Origin of the sequence: Paenibacillus sp. FSL H7-0735 (assembly GCF_038008505.1) — a bacterium.
In the GTDB taxonomy this organism is placed as follows: domain Bacteria; phylum Bacillota; class Bacilli; order Paenibacillales; family Paenibacillaceae; genus Paenibacillus_AQ; species Paenibacillus_AQ odorifer.
Genome location: NZ_JBBOZH010000001.1, coordinates 3,585,845 through 3,603,930, shown reverse-complemented (window position 1 = coordinate 3,603,930; position 18,086 = coordinate 3,585,845). Strand labels below are relative to the sequence as shown.

General features: G+C 42.4%; 14 protein-coding genes. 2 read left to right on the top strand and 12 right to left on the bottom strand.

Annotation, left to right across the window (positions count from 1 at the left end; translation table 11 throughout):
• Positions 1-71: 71 nt before the first annotated feature.
• The 11 genes from NSS82_RS16405 to NSS82_RS16355 all read right to left on the bottom strand — a co-directional run bounded on the left by NSS82_RS16405 (position 72) and on the right by NSS82_RS16355 (position 12,567).
• Complete coding sequence (locus NSS82_RS16405) at positions 72-1,925, bottom strand: ABC transporter ATP-binding protein (protein WP_081386589.1); 1,854 nt, start codon at positions 1,923-1,925, stop codon at positions 72-74.
• Positions 1,912-3,651: an ABC transporter ATP-binding protein gene (locus NSS82_RS16400; protein ID WP_076272540.1), complete on the bottom strand. Its 1,740-nt coding sequence runs from the start codon at positions 3,649-3,651 to the stop codon at positions 1,912-1,914. The genes NSS82_RS16405 and NSS82_RS16400 overlap by 14 nt, the downstream gene beginning before the upstream one ends.
• Positions 3,652-3,669: 18 nt before the next feature.
• Complete coding sequence (locus tag NSS82_RS16395) at positions 3,670-4,155, bottom strand: nitroreductase family protein (RefSeq protein WP_038570966.1); 486 nt, start codon at positions 4,153-4,155, stop codon at positions 3,670-3,672.
• Positions 4,142-4,507: a hypothetical protein gene (locus NSS82_RS16390; protein WP_052097030.1), complete on the bottom strand. Its 366-nt coding sequence runs from the start codon at positions 4,505-4,507 to the stop codon at positions 4,142-4,144. The genes NSS82_RS16395 and NSS82_RS16390 overlap by 14 nt, the downstream gene beginning before the upstream one ends.
• A gap of 203 nt (positions 4,508-4,710) precedes the next feature.
• On the bottom strand, positions 4,711-6,315 hold the full coding sequence (locus NSS82_RS16385; RefSeq protein ID WP_076272539.1) for a response regulator: 1,605 nt from the start codon (positions 6,313-6,315) through the stop codon (positions 4,711-4,713).
• Positions 6,305-8,071 (bottom strand): cache domain-containing sensor histidine kinase, encoded by a 1,767-nt coding sequence (locus NSS82_RS16380; RefSeq protein WP_076272538.1) that lies wholly within the window; start codon positions 8,069-8,071, stop codon positions 6,305-6,307. Before NSS82_RS16380 ends, NSS82_RS16385 begins: the two co-directional genes overlap by 11 nt.
• 104 nt (positions 8,072-8,175) lie before the next feature.
• A complete protein-coding gene (locus tag NSS82_RS16375; protein WP_076105666.1) occupies positions 8,176-9,015 on the bottom strand; it encodes a carbohydrate ABC transporter permease in 840 nt (279 codons plus the stop codon).
• Entirely contained in the window at positions 9,015-9,914 is a 900-nt protein-coding gene (locus NSS82_RS16370; protein WP_076272537.1) for a carbohydrate ABC transporter permease, read from the bottom strand. The genes NSS82_RS16375 and NSS82_RS16370 overlap by 1 nt, the downstream gene beginning before the upstream one ends.
• Positions 9,915-9,972: 58 nt before the next feature.
• Entirely contained in the window at positions 9,973-11,328 is a 1,356-nt protein-coding gene (locus NSS82_RS16365; protein WP_038570948.1) for an ABC transporter substrate-binding protein, read from the bottom strand.
• Positions 11,329-11,548: 220 nt separating this feature from the next.
• Complete coding sequence (locus NSS82_RS16360; RefSeq protein WP_081386588.1) at positions 11,549-11,890, bottom strand: hypothetical protein; 342 nt, start codon at positions 11,888-11,890, stop codon at positions 11,549-11,551.
• Positions 11,891-11,931: 41 nt separating this feature from the next.
• Positions 11,932-12,567, bottom strand: coding sequence for a formylglycine-generating enzyme family protein (locus NSS82_RS16355; protein ID WP_174890055.1), 636 nt, complete (start codon positions 12,565-12,567; stop codon positions 11,932-11,934).
• 190 nt (positions 12,568-12,757) lie between these two features.
• On the opposite strand from NSS82_RS16355, the gene NSS82_RS16350 reads away from it, so the two are divergent.
• On the top strand, positions 12,758-13,204 hold the full coding sequence (locus NSS82_RS16350) for an OsmC family protein (protein ID WP_076272536.1): 447 nt from the start codon (positions 12,758-12,760) through the stop codon (positions 13,202-13,204).
• 121 nt (positions 13,205-13,325) lie between these two features.
• Positions 13,326-15,218, top strand: coding sequence for a squalene--hopene cyclase (gene shc / locus NSS82_RS16345; protein ID WP_076272535.1), 1,893 nt, complete (start codon positions 13,326-13,328; stop codon positions 15,216-15,218).
• Between the two features lie 955 nt (positions 15,219-16,173).
• Here the strand turns inward: shc and spoVB are convergent.
• Positions 16,174-17,730, bottom strand: coding sequence for a stage V sporulation protein B (gene spoVB / locus NSS82_RS16340; RefSeq protein WP_076272534.1), 1,557 nt, complete (start codon positions 17,728-17,730; stop codon positions 16,174-16,176).
• Positions 17,731-18,086 lie beyond the last annotated feature (356 nt).

Here is an 18,086-nt window from a genome sequence, read left to right as displayed (position 1 = left end):
CGCCTTTAAGGTCAGATGAGTCCGATAAAAGCATCTACTTACAAATGTTATCGGTTCAAGTAAAGATTCTTTTAAATCGCTCGTTTGAACTGGGTATTGTACAGCTCGTAATAAACACCTTGCAGCGCAAGAAGCTCTTTATGACTGCCTTGCTCGGCAATTCCGCCACCCTGAATAACGAGTATACGATCAGCATCCTGGATGGTACTAAGCCTATGGGCGATCACAAAGCTTGTTCGTTCCTTCATTAGCTTTTCCATCGCCTGTTGAATATGCATTTCCGTACGCGTATCCACACTGCTGGTTGCCTCATCTAGGATCAAAATAGCTGGATCAGCTAGAACAGCGCGGGCAATCGTTAAAAGCTGACGCTGGCCGTGGCTCAAATTACTGCCTTCCGAATGGAGAATAGTCTCATATCCATGTGGCAGTCTATTGATAAAGGCATCTGCATTGGCCAATCTTGCCGCTTCCTCTACCTCTTGGTCTGTCGCATCAAGGCGGCCAAAACGAATATTTTCCCGAATCGTTCCCGAAAATACATGCGCGTCTTGCAATACCATTCCCAATTGACTACGAAGTGCGTTTTTATCCAGCTCTCCAATCTCGCGTCCATCAATGAATATGGAGCCGCCGCTCAAATCGTAGAATCTGATCAGCAAGTTGACAATGGTCGTTTTTCCAGCACCCGTTGGGCCAACAAGCGCAATTTTCTCTCCGGGTTTTGCTTCAAACGTAACCTCACTCAGAATTGGTGAATCCGGCTTGTAAGCAAATGAAACGTCTTTGAAAACAACATTCCCTTTTAACCTCGGCAGATCGTCACTTTGTTCATCACCGTCACCGTATTCGGAGGGCATATCCATGACTTCAAACACACGCTCCGCACCAGCAATTGCCGACTGAATTAGATTGTACTGGTTAGCAAGATCGGAGATCGGTCGTCCGAACTGTTTGGAATACGTAAGGAAGCTAACGATTACGCCAACCGTAGCCATGTTATGAAAAGCCATCCAGCCACCCACCCCGGCAATGATCGCAAATCCAAAGTTATTAATCATGTTCATAACCGGTCCCACTAATCCGGATACAATTTGTGCCTTAATGCCGACTTTATTCAGCTCTCCGCTGATTTTGCGGAACCGTTTCACTTCTGTCTCTTCCCTGCTGTATTGTTTAACCACTTTTTGTCCGCTGATGGTTTCTTCGATAAATCCACCCAATTCACCTAAATGGCGTTGCTGATTTTTAAAATAAGTTCGACTTAAACCTATGATTTTACGGCTGGACAATAACACAAGAGGGATCGTTATCAGTGAAACTACGGTCAACGGAACGTTCATCATTAACATGATCACTAGTGAACCGCTTAGTGTGATCAAACTGTTTAATAACTGGGTCACACTCTGATTAAGTGTACTGGATACGCTCTCTATATCGTTGGTTGCCCGGCTCATTAGTTCTCCGTTAGCTTGCGTGTCAAAAAACTTAATCGGTAGCTGTTGATATTTGCTGAACAGATCACGACGCAGCTCAAACACGGTATTCTGTGAAACGGAGGTCATAACATAGGCTTGCACCCAAGCAACTACACTGCTTAGCCCATAAATACCTATTAGGAGTAGACAAAAGCGAATAAGACCCTGATAATCGTGAGGAATTACGGCAGTATCAATCGCTTTACCGATTAGATAAGGCCCAATCAACGAAAGGATTGCATTCAACACTGTAAATACATATACAATGATTAGCCCGAACCGCTGGCGGTTCAAATACGTCCAAATGCGTTTGAGTGTGCCCGCTTGATTCTTAGCACGTACGATCGGCACAGCTCCGCCGCGTCCGGGACCAGATCCCTGTCCAGGTCCGAATCCTCCTGATCGATTAAAAGGAGTGGTGTTCATGCCGTTATTAAGCTTTGACATAAGGTACCTCCTCTCCCTTCATCTGTGATCTCCAAATATCTCTGTATATTTCACTGCTATTCATAAGACCATCATGTGTACCTTGTACAGCAATTCGGCCGTTTTCTAATACCAGAATACGATCAGCGTCAATTACAGAGGTGACACGCTGAGCTATCAAAATATTCGTGCTGCTGCGCAGCCGTGTTTTTAACATCTGCCAGATTCGTGACTCTGTCGCTGCATCGAGCGCACTAGTGCTGTCATCCATAATGAGGATTGTTGGCTGAATTAAAAGTGCCCGTGCAATCGAAAGCCGCTGCTTTTGCCCACCGGACAGGTTAATGCCACGCTGGCCGAGCTCTGTATCGTAACCCTGTGGAAGTTCTAAAATGAAATTGTGAGCTTCAGCGGCTATTGCTGCTTCTTCCACATCCTCATCTGTGGCATCCGGTCTGCCATATCGGATATTATCGCGGATAGTACCGCTGAACAGAATAGCCTGCTGCATAACATATCCGATTCTGCTGCGCAAATCTTCCAGAGCAATCATACGAGTGTCGGAGCCGTCAATTGTGATTGCGCCAGAGGACACTTCGTAAAACCGGGGAATAAGGCTGACCAATGATGATTTACCAGTACCGGTGGCACCAAGAATGGCCACTGTTTCTCCTGGCTCCGCAGTGAAATTAATACCGTCTAACACTAGATTTTCATCCGTAGGATCATAAGCAAAAGATACATTGTCAAATACGATCCGACCGTTGTGTATGGCATCTTTTTTAGCGTTGGCAACTTCTGTAATCTCACTAATGGTGGAAAATACTTCATTCTCCCGATCGGCAGAAACCTTGGCTCGTGAGAAGAAGGTCAACATATTGCTTAACATCAGCATTGACATCAACAATTGGGTTATATAGTTAATAAAAGCGATCAGCTGACCAACTGGCAGCCCACCGTTCCAGCTTTGCACTCCCCCAAACCATAGTACAGCAACAATACTGGCATTGAGTACAAGCATCATTAGCGGCATATTTAATGACATTAACCGTACCGCTTTTATCGCAATTTCTGTATAATCCTTGTTAGCTGTATTAAAGCGTTTCTGTTCATGATTAGCGCGGACGAATGCTTTGACTACACGGATGCCGGATAAATTTTCCTGCAACACTGTGTTCACACCGTCTAATTTGACCTGCATTTTTTGAAACAAAGGAAAAGAAAGTCGGATTAACCCATACAATATTAAACTCAAGAGTGGCACGGCAACGGCTAGGATGAGGGTCAGCATAGGACTAATCCGGATGGCCATCACCAAGCTTCCGACTAATAGCAATGGAGATCGAATACTCCGCAAAATCATTTGCACAAAGGTTTGCAGCTGCACCACATCATTTGTTAATCGCGTAATCAGTGAGCCCGTCTTCAATTGATCCAGGTTCTTGTTAGAAAATTTCTGAATATGTTCAAACAAGCTAATCCGCAAATCATTACCGAAGTTTTGAGAAGCAATACTCGAAAAAATAGTGCAGCCCACCCCACCAATTAGACCGATAAACGCTACACCAAGCATAATCAGTCCGGTCGAGAAAATATGAGACAAATCTTTTGTCATAACACCCTTATCCACAATGCTCGCCATGAGCGTGGGCTGCAGTAAATCCATAGTCACTTCGACCAGCATCAGCAATGGTGCCAACACACACCACACCCAATATGGCCTCAAATAATGCTTAAGCTTCCACATTCCGCCACCTTCAATTGTTTAAGATAAATACGTGATTTTAGAACTAATCGGTGTTCTGGGTTTCGCATTCGGCATTTCCTCCGGATAACCCATTCCAAATATCCCAATAACATCGTAATTTTCTTGAACATTAAGAATCTCACGATTATGAGGCAAAGCCCCCAGCGAAGCCCAATACGTACCTACACCTGCTTCATGTGCAGCTAATAGGAAATTTTGTACGAAACAAGCAGCAGCCATAACATTCTCATCGCGTTCAAACGCAGTTGCGGCAGGCTTAGACAGAACTGCAAAAACAACAGGTGCGTTGCCAAAATCCGTCTTATGTTTTAATTTCGCTCTAGTATTGGATCCGATGAAAAGAAGCTCCCAAGGTTCGGTCATACGATGATTAGGAGCGTAACTTGCAGCCTCCAGCCATGAATGTAACTCCTCTTCACCTATTGGAGTCTGTTTGAATTGTTTTATACTTCTACGGGTTTTAATGAGCTCAGTTATTTTCATCTTTTTCTTTACTCTCCTCTTTTTTAACATTTGATGTTGTATCTTCTGGAGCGATCTCATGAATCTGAAAGATTTGTTTAAACTCTTCAATGATCGCTTCCGTTGCTTTTAATTCACCGCTAACCACTTGTTTAATCGATTCAAGCTCAGGCTGATTTAACTGCCGCTGTAATGTAGCCCGGTTAACCATAAGCTTATCTAAAAAAGCGATGGCTCTGCCACGGCGAAAAGTTTGAGCACTTTTAGGATGTTGATCCATCGGTTCTGTCATCCCATGTTTCATAAAGCCACGATCTCTGTGTTCTCCGTGCTCCCTATGACCGCCACGTTTGCCGATATGTCCTTCACGCATTTTATTTCCTCCTTTTGCAGTAGTGTATACAATTGTATACGCGTTCTTCATGTATACAAATGTATACGATAGAAACCATTTCTGTCAAGATCATTTTTCCATTTTGTAACATCATAATTGCTCATTTTATATCTGAAAAAACAATAAAAACCCGCATAAAGTGCGGGCTTAAAGAGAAAAATCATCAAATTCAACGGAGTGATTTATAGGGAAAAACTATTTTTCTTATACTCCTGAACGGATACTCCCATTACTTTTTTAAAACAGTTACTGAAGTAAAATGGATCTTTAATGCCTACCTTTTCAGCAATTTGATAAGCTTTCCAATCCGTTTCATTCAGAAGCTTCACCGCTTTTTCCATTCTGCACTTGAGAAGATAATCCGTAAAGCTAGTCCCTATGTCCTGCTTAAAGATCCGGCTAAAGTAACTGGAATTCATGTGGAATTTATTCGATACATAGGATAAAGACATCTCCGGAATGTGCATCTCCTGTTGAATAAATTCTTTAACTTCATGGATAATATTATTGGTTTTTTTGCTACGTGCCCGGGTTACTTGAGAGGTTACCTTCTCTGTGAGTTCAAGTAATGTCTGTTGCATGTCTGGCAGGCTATCGAGCTCAAAAATCCTTTTATATGGCGAAATATCGAAAGAAAGATTATTATCTATTATAACTCCCATTTCAGCGAGTGAATTGATTAATGTGGAGACAAATTGGGCGGAAACCAACCTAGCTCGTTCCACAGAAAAAGCCTTGGACTTCTCCAAATCCTGAAACATTTTCTCGATGGATTGCATAGCCTTGTCTAAGACACCAGCTTTTACAAAAAACAAAATTTCCTCAATTTCATTCGTCTTAACTTCCCAGGATCGGCCCCCGAAATGAATTTCATCATTAAAAAAATAGATGGCGTTACTGCCCTTTAACTTACCATATCTAACTGCCTCCAGCGCCTCTTTATAGGATTCTTTGATCCTATTGAAATCCTTGCAGGTACTGCCTACGCCAATGCAAGCTTTGCATTCAAGCTTTTCATGGAGCGATTGGGCAAGCCACTCTCCAATCTTCGTAAGATTCTGATTATCTTTTCTATTAAGAAGGACAATGCGTTGACTGTTATCAAAAAAAACTTCGATTCCCTCATACTCTTCAAGCGCGTAATCAATAAACCTCTTACAACGCAAAGACTGCAGGATTCGTTGTTCCTCCCCTTCTTCTAAGGAGATTTGAAGTTCAATGAGCATGATTGAAAACAGGCTGTTCGCTGAGTCAGGAAAAAAGTAATGGAACCGGCTGTCCAGCTGATCGGGGTCCCAGAGGCCTGATAGCAAATCATTTAGAAATTTTTCTTTTAGTTGAACGGCGTTTTCTTTTAACTGTCGATTCAGTTCCTGATATTCGTTCCACCGCTCTGTCTCTTCCCGGATTTTCCCATGAAGATCTACCGCAACTCTTCGTACTTCCTCGGATTGAAGCGGCTTCAAGATAAAATTTTGTACTCCAATGTCCAGGCTTCTTTTTGCATATTCGAATTCGGGATGTGCAGTGATGATCACAATTTTGACTAGCGGATACCTTTCTTTTATCAACCGGCTTAATTCCAGTCCATCCATAAAAGGCATACTGATATCTGTAAATACTACATCCGGTTTCATCGTTTCGATCAGATCTAACGCTTCGCTTCCATTCGAGGCCTCACCTACGAATCTGTAACCAACCGCTTTCCAATCTATAATGATGGGAACAATTTTTCTCGCATTAATTTCATCATCCACAATAATGGCTCTGAGCAGTTCAAGCTCCATGACTATTCCCCTCCTCAAGCGGTAGTTCCAATTCAATCCGAGTTCCTTCTCCCGGTGCACTGACCAAACTACAATTCATGTCCGCCCCATAGTACAGCTTCAGACGCATCAAAGTACCGCGCAACCCAAAACTGGACTCATTTTGCCCATAGGGCTCAGCTTGCATTTCCCGACGTTTGTCTTCATTCATCCCCACACCATCATCTTCCACGACTAGCTTCAGTCGATTCCCCTGAATTCGGGCAAGGATGCGAATCTTACCACACTCCCCTAAAGGGCGAATACCATGATAAAGCGCATTTTCTACAAGCGGCTGAAGCGTCAATTTGGGTATCCGAACATACTCAGCTTCTTCCGGCACCTCAATTTCACTGGTGAAAATTTCTGGATAGCGAATATTTTGTATACTCAAATAACTTTTAGTGATCTCTACTTCTTCTCTTAACGTTACTACATCACTGCCCTTACTAAGACTCTGACGATAGAAGGCTGCAAGCTCAGAAATAATCTGGTACGCCTCATTATTATTTCCTGACAAAGTTAAATAGCCAGCTGATTCTAACGTGTTATATAAAAAATGTGGTTTAATTTGCTGCTGCAAAATATCCAATTCGAGTTTCCGAATCAATTTCTGTTCTTCTTTCTCCCGCTTCAGCGCTTGCTCAATGGTCACAATCATATTGTTATACCTATCTTTCAACTGGTTCAGCTCATCAGTTCTCGCCTCGTACCGAACCAAACTAAACTCTCCAATCTCCACTTTTTTCATGGATCGCAGCATATGTAAAATAGGTGTTGTAATGAATCTAGAAATCCAGACGGAACCTAAAAATATAGAAATGAAATTAAACAGCATAATCATTAACAGCATTAGATTAAATTGACGATAGGGGCTTTCCCATTCCCCCAGAGGCTGAGCGCTAGTAAACTTCCAACCACGATCCATTGAAACCAGAGAAGAGATCAGATAATTATGATCTTTGATCTTTACGATTTTGCTACTGCCGAGCGGCACATCAAGCATAGAAGAGTTTGTATAAGTCGATAATTCAGGTTTTGTAAAATCAAGGAGTGTCTCATATCCAGTTTCGATCATTAAATCAGGTTTATTATCGTTGATCGAACGTTCATAGCTTTTTTTCAGCTCCTGAACCGTAATGTTCACGACTAATACTCCTATTTTCTTGGAAGTGTTCATGTCGTTTACGATACGAATCAGAGAAATATATTGTGGATCCTGCTGGGGTTCCTTCGTCTCAAAATTGAAGATACCTCCGGCATTTTTCCTCCAAATTGCTTTTCCGTCCAAGGCGACCGCCTCGGAATACCATTCCGCTGACTCGATCCCATCCGTTCTGATCGGTTTTGCAGACTGCAAATCAATCGCAAACTTACGTCCTGCATTATCGAATAGATAGACAGAAGAGATAGAGGGCTCTGCGAGCATAAAATCTGACAGAGCCACCTCTAGCTTGTAAGTTAAAATTCCGATGTCGTTACCCGCCAGATCACTGCCCAGAACTTCCTGAACTGTATTGTTCGACACGATCATCTTGGAATAATTATTCGTGCTGTCAAGAAGTGATTCGATTCCGGAATTCATGGCGTTTAAGGTTTGAAGCGATACCTCACCTACCTTTTCCTCGGTGAATTTCTCATTGATTCGTTGGTACATAATACCGCTTGCAATCATGGAAACCACTAGTAAGGCCAAGTAGTAAAAAACGATTTGTGATCGGATACGTGCAAACCTCATCGGTAACCTCCTGGCCGACAATTAAGCGAATACGGACCTTTATTTATAGCTACTTCAATACGATACTAGTATAGCATTTTTCGAAGGATTCCTATCCCATTGCTTTAGCCCTTAACTGCCCCGGCAATAATGCTTTTTTGGACTTGGTTACTTAGGAACAAGTAGATAATGATCATGGGTAGTGTAGCCACAACCATTCCAGCGAACATAGGTCCGAATTCTGTGGCATAGGCACTTTTAAACGAATTGATGGCGACGGTAATTGTTGCTAAGTCAGGATCATTAATGAACGTATTAGCAAACATCAGTTCGTTCCAAGCGGATAAAAAAGTAAAGATGGAAGTGGTTACGATAGCCGGCTTTACAAGCGGAAGCATAATACGGAAAAAAACCTGATAAATATTGCAGCCGTCTACAACGCTGGCTTCTTCCAACTCCCCTGGCAGCGCTCTAAAAAAACCAATCATGATAAAGATTGTAGTAGGAAGTGCACTAACGGTATAAGGAATGATTAAAGCCCACGGTGTATTCAGCAAACTTGTCATTTTTAACATCTGAAAGACAGGTAGCAGCGTAGCATGTACGGGGATCATCAATCCCAGCATAAAGAAAGTAAGCACCACATTATTAAGCTTCCACTTCATTCTTGCGACAGCAAAAGAAACCATTGCCGATAACAGAGCAGAAATAATGACAGTTACCGTTGTATACATAAGGCTGTTCAAAAAGTTACGTGCGATATTCGCCTTAAAAAGTGCGTAGTCGTAATTCGCCCACCGCCACTCATTAGGCAAGCCCATCACATTTGAGCCTGTAATTTCTATGTTTGTTTTAAAGGATGAAAATACAAGCCACACGAGCGGATACAATTGAATAACGGCGAAGATTAGAAACGCAAGCTGCAAAACAACCTTTGGCCAGCGGCGGTTATGTGTTGTTGTCATTAGCTCTCCTCCTTATCATCGTAGGTTCTGATCAGTTTTTGTAGAATTAAGTAGAAAAAGAGACATTCCACAACCATAAACACGGCCATCGCGCTGCCGTACCCATACATATTGCGATTAAAAATCGATGAATACATCAATGTACTTGGAACACTAGTTTCCGGTGTAGGGTAGCCATTGGTCATAATGAAGACTAAATCGAAAAACTTTAATGATCCCAAAACAGCAAATATGACGCATACCTTCAGGATCGGTGAGATAAGTGGAATGGTAATAGAGAAGGCGGTTCTTATACTTGATGCTCCGTCAATTTTTGCAGCCTCGTACAAATCTTCAGGTATCCCTTTGATGGCAGCGTACATTAGAAGCATATGGTAGCCGATATATTGCCAAACGATTGGAATCATAACACTTATTAGTGCTGTTCCGCTTTCCGTTAACCAATCATGTGTCCAGGAGGACAAGCCTAGTTGATTGAGTATCGTATTCAGCAAGCCATATTCAGGCTGATAGATTTTCAGAAACATAACGCCGATGACAGAGGAGGATACCAAGACTGGAATGAAATACAAAGTACGATACAGCTTTTCACCCCACACCCCTCTGGCAAGAACCAGAGCGAGCACCAGAGCTATCGGAAGTTGCATGAAAACAGAAAGAACTGCCAGATACAACGTATTAAGTATCGAATGATTAAAATCCATGCCGTACGTATCTGTAAAAAATAAATCCTTATAAGAAGCTAAACCGATAAATTTAGCCGGTTGAATCCCATCCCAGTCCAGCAGACTGTAATACATGGACTGAAGGATCGGGAAAAAACCAACAAGAATGTATAAAATCAAAGCAGGAACAACAAATACGGCGATAGCCTTTTTGTTTCCGAATACTTGATGCATGCTTCACTCCACCTTTAAATCGATCAGGCGGCGAACAATTCTCGCCGCCTGACGCAGATTATTGTCCTTGATTGACCTTGCTCTGTAATTCTTTCGTGTAGTCTTCAGGTGTTGTTTTTCCGGCAACGAATTTCATCAGCGAGCCGAACATAGATTCAGTGTCATTACCATTCAGCATTTGATCCCACCAGTAGGAGAAACCTGTTGCTGAAGAAGACAATTCACCAATTTGCAGAGCCAGTGGATTCATTTGAGAAGTGTCACCTACATCAACTTTCCATGCTGAGGAGCCTGAACCAGCCAGAAATACTTCTTTAGACATGGTCTCAATAAAGAACTTGTATACTTCCCATATTCTTTCCTTGTTTTTCAGATCGGCATTGAGCACGAATGTTTCACCCGAACCTCCGAACCACTCGTCAGCATTTCCTTTCCCCCCTGGAATGGTTGGGAATTTAATCGGTACCACTTTACCTTTGACCAGAGAGTTATCATCTTCAATCTGTCCGTTGACCCAAGCACCCATGAACATCATAGCTGCTTTGCCTGATAGGAACATATTTGTCGCGTCATCATAAGAAGTTCCAACAAAATGTTTGCCGAAGGAGTCCGCATCAATCAATTGTTTGTATTTCGCAGCAGCTTCTGTGAATTCAGGTGTGTCGAATGATCCTGTTTTCGTTAAAGCGGCATTTACAGCATCCACGCCTGCCATCCGGATGGCTAGAATCGCGTTCCATTGCATGGCTGGCCATCTGTCTTTAGCCCCAAGTGCAATCGGCTGAATACCTTTTGCTTTTAGTGCTTCAATCGCAGCAACAAGCTCATCCCATGTTTCCGGAATTTTTGCTCCTGCTTGCTCAAATAGTTCTTTATTAACGTACATTTGAGCAGTAGCTATATTGATCGGCAGACCGTAAAGCTTGCTATCGAAGACGAAATTGTCTGTCGTACCTGGTACGATTTGGTCCAGCGTTCCATCTTTTGCGAGATCATCAATGGACAGAATCCGGTTCCCCGCTATAAATGGCTCAGAGAATCCGCCACCCCAGGTGTAAAAAATGTCGGGCAGTTCATTGGCTGCTGAAGCCGCTTTCACTTTTGTTTTATAAGATTCGCCCCCAACACCTACATGCTCGATTTCTACATTAGGGAATTTAGCCTTGGTTGCCTCAAGTGCTTTATAAAAACCAACAAACCCACCATCTTTAGAATTTGGATCCGCGAATTGAGACCACATGGTAATCTTGAGCTTCTCTTCCGCCGCAGTTGTTTTTCCCGTATTGCCTGCGTTTGCATTAGCCTCGGAATTCACGTTATTCCCGTTGTTCCCACCACAAGCAGTGATAAGCATGGACATAGCCATCAACACTGTTAGAGTTAGGTTCATCCTTTTTTTGTTGACTTTTTTCATTCTTTTTCGCCCCCCATTTTTATATTGCTTACAGGACTAATTATATAAATCAATTTATCAAGTGAACATGAAAGCGTTTTACTTTATGATGTATTCTCTTTACATTAGACATTTTTCTTTATTAACTACACATAAAGAAGACCTCTGATTTCTTCAGAAGTCTTCTTTTTTCATTCATATCAAAACCTAGGGCATGAACACCTCTATATAGCTGAGTGGCTTAGGTTCTATCCAAATTAAAGTTTTCTCTTTTATCAGAAGTTATCTCATGAATCTGAAACATATGTATGAACTCATCGATGATCGCTTCCGTAGCTTTTAGTTCACCACTAATGACTTGTTTTGTCGTTTCAATCTCTGACTCTTTTAGCTGCTGCTGCAACGCCGAACGATTAATCATTAGCTTGTCCAAAAATGCGATAGCCCTAGCACGACGAAAGGTCTGAGCGCTTTTGTGAGGATGCTCCGAACCCTCCTTGACTCCATTTATATTCATTTCTCCATGCTCTCCGTATTCTCGATGCTCGTTATAACTGTGCTTTTCTATGTGTCCTTCGCGCATGTTATTTCCTCCTCTAACTCTGATTACAAATGTATGGCCCATTAATAAGACCGGGCAAGACGGAAGCCAAGATCATCTACGCTAAATGTTGGATGACTACGACGGCGGCATGTGGCTCCACATCCTCTGTCCTCTTCTGCCCAGCTGCCTCCCCGAAAAATTCGATAGGAGCCATACACTTGTTCATCATATAAATCCCAGCACCATTCCCATACATTTCCTAACATATCATAAAGTCCCCAAGCATTGGGTTCCTTTTGTCCTATTTCGTGGAGTTCGCCACCTGAATTTTCATTATACCAAGCAATTTTATCCAGTTCTCCATATTGATAACCGGAAGTTCCTGCTTTACATGCATATTGCCACTCTGCTTCTGTTGAAAGTCGATATCCGTTTGTTTCCTTATCCCAAGTAATGAGTTTACCATCTTCACCTATAGTATAAGCTTCTATAAATCCAGCTTTCTGGGAAAGCAGATTGCAAAAAGAGATGGCTTCAAACCATGAAATATTCACAACCGGTTTTAGATCTCCATGAGATGAGTTATTAATTATAGCATTGTATAGATCCACAGTTACAGGATAAGGTGCAAGAAGAAACGGTTTGATTTCTGCTTTCCATCTACGCTTTATCCGATCGTCTCTTAATTCTATTTCTCCCCCTGGAATTGCAACCATAGGATAGTCCAAATAGCTCTCAATTTCGATTGACACTCTAGCTGCCTCCTATCTATTATTTTAATCATGTATTGACGGGTATACAGAATAGAACTATAATCTATACATTTCCTAGTTAATTACTCAGGATTACAAACAATAAGAAACATTAAATCATACTTGGTTTATCCAGAAGAAGGAGTGTAAACACATGCCAAATGTTCAAACTTTCAAAGCAACTGCTCATTTGCAAGACGGCGTTAGGGTCGTTACTAATGTAAGACAATTCGAGCTGGTCATCGACGAACCGACAAGTCTAGGGGGTACGGATACAGGAATGAATCCTGTTGAAGCTTTGCTCGCTTCTTTGGGTGCCTGCCAATCCATTGTAGCTCGGGTCTACGCCTCTAAATTTGAGGTGGAGCTTGAAGATTTCAGAGTAGATGTGGAAGGTGACTTGGATCTCGATGGATTCTTCAACCGCTCTGAAGTACGTCCTGGCTATTCCGATATTCGGTATACATTCTACATAAAGACTCCATCCCCTGCTGAGAAGGTCGAACAGTTCGTACAATTTCTGGAGAGCAAATGCCCTGTAGGTGACACCATTGCTGCTCCGGTTAATCTCAAGCTAAATCGTATTGTGATTGAAAATTAACCGTTTTATAAAGCTAAGAGAGCTGCAAAGTTGCGTTAAAGCGACTAAGCAGCTCTTTTTCATGACCTGTTCTCCGACTTCATATAATGTTAAAAATGATGCCTTCGGAGGAACCCAAAAAATGACGGATATACTAAGAAAAGTAGATGAAGAAATCGAACGTTCTACAACGTTTTTGCTACAACAGCAGAAGGATGACGGCTCATGGCATTTTTGTTTTGAGAACGGGATTGTGATCGATGCTTATATGATCATTCTCTTTAGGGTGTTGAACCTACAGAATGAAACCCTCATTCGGCAGCTACATGACCGCATTCTTGACGCACAACAGCGAGAGGGTTTTTGGCAGTTATATAAGGACGAAGAAGCTGGGAACTTATCCACATCGGTCGAAGCTTATTATGCCCTGCTCTACTCTGGGTACAGTAAGATAACAGACGAGCCAATACAGCGTGCTAAGCGTTATATACTGTCTAAAGGTGGATTAGGCAAAGTCACAAGTATCTTAACTAGAGTCATTCTCGCCGCAACGGGTCAAAGCAAGTGGCCTTTAGCAATTTCTTCGATTCCACTGGAGGTGCTTTTGTTTCCGTCTTACTTCCCTATTAACTATTTCGAATTCTCTGGCTACTCTAGGGTACACCTCACTCCTATGCTCATTATGGCCGATCGGCGATTTTCGATCACTACAGCCCATGCTCCTGATCTGTCAGATCTTATGGAGACACGGTTGGATGCAGATGAATCGCCTACCCGTGGATATCAGGAGCTGCAGGATGTTATTCAAATGGGTTTGAGCAGATTACTCGGGAGTCCACACTACATACATGAAGCTGCCAAAAACAAAGCAGAGCAATATATGCTCCAGCGAATCGAATCCGACGGTACCTTTTACAGCTATGCCAGCAGTACAATTCTTATGGTTTTTGCCCTGCTTGCTCTCGATTATGATCGGCAGCATCCAATAATTACAAAGGCCATTCAAGGTCTCACCGCGCTGCAATGCCAATCAAATCATAAAACTACAATTCAAAACTCTCCATCTACAATATGGGATACAGCGTTAATCTCCTATGCTTTACAAGAGGCTCAAATTCCGGTTGATCACAAAGGAATAAAACACGCTGCAACTTATCTTCTGGATAAACAGCATCATCAAACTGCTGATTGGAGCATCCATAATCCGGATACAGTTCCCGGTGGGTGGGGATTCTCTGAGTCCAATACAATCAATCCGGACGTAGATGATACAACGGCAGCCTTGCGAGCCATCCGAAGCTTATCAACAATTCACCCTTCATATCTGAAATCATGGAATCGCGGTCTGAATTGGGTCCTATCGATGCAAAATAACGACGGCGGCTGGCCGGCATTCGAAAAAAACACCAATAAAGAAATGCTCACATGGCTCGCTATCGATGGTGCTAAATCTGCAGCCATTGATCCTTCGGAAGCAGATCTTACCGGACGAACTTTGGAGTTTCTCGGAAACTTCGCTGGTTTAAATACACAACACGAGTTCATTAAACGGGGTACGAAATGGCTGATTCAACATCAGGAGAAGGATGGTTCGTGGTATGGAAGATGGGGTGTTTGTTATATTTATGGCACTTGGGCATCATTAACAGGCCTGCAGGCTGTTAGGCTCCCTATAAATCATGATACTTTGCAAAAAGGAGTGAAGTGGCTTCTAAGCATTCAGAACTCGGACGGCGGTTGGGGGGAGTCTTGTCACAGCGACCGGCTTCTACAATATGTTCCTTTAGGAGAAAGCACACCTTCACAAACCGCCTGGGCACTTGATGCGATTATTGCCGTTCAGCCAGAGCCAACAGCTGCGGTGGAAAAAGGGATTCAAAGACTAATCACGTCTATTCATGAAGAGGATTGGAAAACTTCTTATCCCACTGGCGCTGGACTCCCCGGTAATTTCTATTCCAATTATCATAGTTACCGCTATATCTGGCCACTACTCACATTGAGTCATTACAGAAAAAAATACGGTCAAGGATAATACTCGGTAATACTCGGTAATAACTAGCGTTGTCCTGCTCCACTTCTTAACTGTCTCGAAAAAGCTTGGATCGCCAGAGCAGCAATCGTCCGTTACTGGAGAATCCCGTTGCTCTGATGTTATGAATCGAGAGATGAATGCTTTTGTCCGTTGCACCTACCTAAATCACCCAGTCTTGATCAAGCTTAGAGCTTTTCGGACTCAGAAGACGCTATTTGCTTGTTTTTAGGCTTTTGAGTTAAGTTACGGACTCCAGTGAAACTATTCCTTAAAAAGAGAGTCATTTCGGGTGTTTTTCATAGTAATAACTGCGATAGTGTCCGTTAAAATTCCAATTGTAAGCTAAATCTGCTCTTAAGGTCAGCTGAGTCCGATAGCAAATACGTGTGCGCAAAATGTTACCTATCAAGCCAACTTGCCATTTGGAGCAACCCTATAGAAATTACTTAAATTACTTATGAGATAGACTCCATTTTTGCATGTGAGTCAATCGAGCATAGTTAGCATAAAGCTAATTAGAATCAGGCAGCGATCTCCGATAATCAAGGATCGCTGCCTGATATTTTGGATCACTCGCGGTTTGCCTGAGCAATTAAGACTGTAACGTCTGATATCCCCACTCCGTATATTTGTAGCGCAAGATTTTCACGCAATTTAATGAAATAACTGCATTTTATACACTTAATCCATATTGCTAGGGAATAACTTCGACTTTAACTGCATTCTATACAATTAAAATCAAGAGAAATCACCTAATAGGCTTAAATTCATGAGAATAGATGTAAGAAATACAGCTATTTTCAATGCGCAACTGTTTTGAACGATTATAGCTGTACAAAATACAGTTAAACACATTGCTGCTTCCCATTTCCTTCATCCGCCTCCATACGGGTACACAGAGGGTTGCATCATTACTAAGTTTACTTTTTGGAGCACGGTACCGAAAGATCACCATTCAAGAAACAGGCGTAATCGTTGGTGGTTTCGGTGCTCTTTCCCAAGCACGGGTTACCTGCAATGTTGCTGCATAGGTAATTAACGAAACGAGCAACGCTCCGAACAGTTCAATGATCTGCCCCAGGTGCAATCGTTCCAGAATTCCGTGAGCCGCCAACCCGCTAAGCACCATGACAATTCCTCCTGCTCCCACCTTGAATACAATACGAAAGTCAAAATAAAACCCGATCGTTCCTGCCACAGATAAAAAATTCAACAGTGTCAGCAGCAAGAGCCCCAGTCCGAAACCCATGGCCACCCCTTCGATTCCAATATTAGAACCTAGAACAAAGATCGCAATCACTTCGAAAATATTCGTAAGAATATGGTTCCACATAACGGTTGATGCTTTCCCCAAACCAAGCAAAATTGCTTGCAGTGGCGCTCCAAAATAATAAAGAAAAAATAAGGGTGCAATTAACCTTAGCAGCTCGCCCGCTTCTGGCGAATGGTAGATCATAGTCGTTAAGGGTACAGCCCATAAGTACAGGATGATTGTACATGGAAAACCTACTATAAGCGCGGATCGCATAGCCATATCCATCCGACTATGCATAAGCTTGCTATTGTTGCTCACACTTGCTTCGCTGATCGCCGGAATTAATGCAGTCGACAACGATTGTGTGAAGAAGCTGGGGAGAAACAACATGGGAAGAGCATAACCCGCCAGAAGTCCGAATTGCTTGGTTGCCATCTCAACACCTACACCAAACAGTACTAGACTTTTCGTAATCAGCAGTGGTAAAAAGGCATGATAGAGAGAATGAATAAAACCGCTGCCTGTCATCGGTAAGCCGATGCGCAGCAAATCTCTTAACGTACTGTCTCCTTTAAGTGAAATTCTTGACGTATGTGGTGGAGAGGTTTTGATCTTACCTCGATTTGCCCATTTGAAGACAGCGAACAAATAGAGCAAACCAAAACCTTCTCCAACAACGGAGGCAGCCATCGCGCCAGCAGCCGCATAGGCAATACCGTAGGGCAGCAAAACGTTGACAACACCGATAATGACAATGATTTGCGCCAGATTCTCAATAATATCGGAAAAGGCAAGTGGGTTCATGTTCTGTTTTCCACGAAAATAACCTTTCAGTACAGCAGACATCGCAATAATTGGAATGATCGGCGTAATAGCAACCATAGCATAATACGCCCGCTGATCGGCCAAAAAAATCGATGCGATCCATTTGGAGCCAAATAGAGCCACTAAAGTTAATATAATACTCAACGTACCCGTAATGCTTAAGGATACAGTGAGAATACGCTTTACTCGCGCTTCATCCTGCTTAACCTCAGCTTCCGATACAAGCTTTGAAATCGCAACAGGAAGCCCCAGCTCTGTCAGCGTAATAAATAAGGGAAGCAGTGGATGAGCAATCATAAGCAGCCCTACTCCCTCTGCTCCCAAAAAACGTGCCAGCAAGACTCCGTTCAAAAAACCAAGCCCTTTTGTGAAAAATGACGACACGGTTAATATGAACGTGCCACGAATAAAACTTTGTTTACGCATCCCCATTTATACGCATCTCCACCTATGGTTTGTCCTGTCCTTCTTTCTAACTTATTCGAACAAACACAAGTACATGCAGACAAGTATTTGTAAAGTATTTAATCAGCAATAAGCCGCCACATCTTGATTGGTATACCAGGCAATTTCCCTCACTTTCATTATCTTCTGTAGCAAAAACATTTTTCATAGACCAGAGATACTCCTCTGTATCGCTCATTAGTACTGTTTTTGTATAAATTTCATCCTCCGCAATAAAAGATATATTAAGAAATAAATAGATAATTTACCAATGGCATGTTATCATTTTGAATGCGATTTCAATAGCTTTGTTATAACGGTTTTTTTTACTCTTCTTCGTGAAT

What these genes read in the sequence shown, in the direction of transcription:
- NSS82_RS16360 (WP_081386588.1), bottom strand. Translation starts at nt 11,890, where the DNA reads ATGCGCGAAGGACACATAGAAAAGCACAGTTATAACGAGCATCGAGAA.
- NSS82_RS16400 (WP_076272540.1), bottom strand. Translation starts at nt 3,651, where the DNA reads ATGTGGAAGCTTAAGCATTATTTGAGGCCATATTGGGTGTGGTGTGTG.
- NSS82_RS16370 (WP_076272537.1), bottom strand. Translation starts at nt 9,914, where the DNA reads ATGCATCAAGTATTCGGAAACAAAAAGGCTATCGCCGTATTTGTTGTT.
- NSS82_RS16365 (WP_038570948.1), bottom strand. Translation starts at nt 11,328, where the DNA reads ATGAAAAAAGTCAACAAAAAAAGGATGAACCTAACTCTAACAGTGTTG.
- shc (WP_076272535.1), top strand. Translation starts at nt 13,326, where the DNA reads ATGACGGATATACTAAGAAAAGTAGATGAAGAAATCGAACGTTCTACA.
- NSS82_RS16405 (WP_081386589.1), bottom strand. Translation starts at nt 1,925, where the DNA reads ATGTCAAAGCTTAATAACGGCATGAACACCACTCCTTTTAATCGATCA.
- NSS82_RS16355 (WP_174890055.1), bottom strand. Translation starts at nt 12,567, where the DNA reads ATGGTTGCAATTCCAGGGGGAGAAATAGAATTAAGAGACGATCGGATA.
- NSS82_RS16395 (WP_038570966.1), bottom strand. Translation starts at nt 4,155, where the DNA reads ATGAAAATAACTGAGCTCATTAAAACCCGTAGAAGTATAAAACAATTC.
- NSS82_RS16380 (WP_076272538.1), bottom strand. Translation starts at nt 8,071, where the DNA reads ATGAGGTTTGCACGTATCCGATCACAAATCGTTTTTTACTACTTGGCC.
- NSS82_RS16350 (WP_076272536.1), top strand. Translation starts at nt 12,758, where the DNA reads ATGCCAAATGTTCAAACTTTCAAAGCAACTGCTCATTTGCAAGACGGC.
- NSS82_RS16385 (WP_076272539.1), bottom strand. Translation starts at nt 6,315, where the DNA reads ATGGAGCTTGAACTGCTCAGAGCCATTATTGTGGATGATGAAATTAAT.
- NSS82_RS16375 (WP_076105666.1), bottom strand. Translation starts at nt 9,015, where the DNA reads ATGACAACAACACATAACCGCCGCTGGCCAAAGGTTGTTTTGCAGCTT.
- spoVB (WP_076272534.1), bottom strand. Translation starts at nt 17,730, where the DNA reads ATGGGGATGCGTAAACAAAGTTTTATTCGTGGCACGTTCATATTAACC.
- NSS82_RS16390 (WP_052097030.1), bottom strand. Translation starts at nt 4,507, where the DNA reads ATGCGTGAAGGACATATCGGCAAACGTGGCGGTCATAGGGAGCACGGA.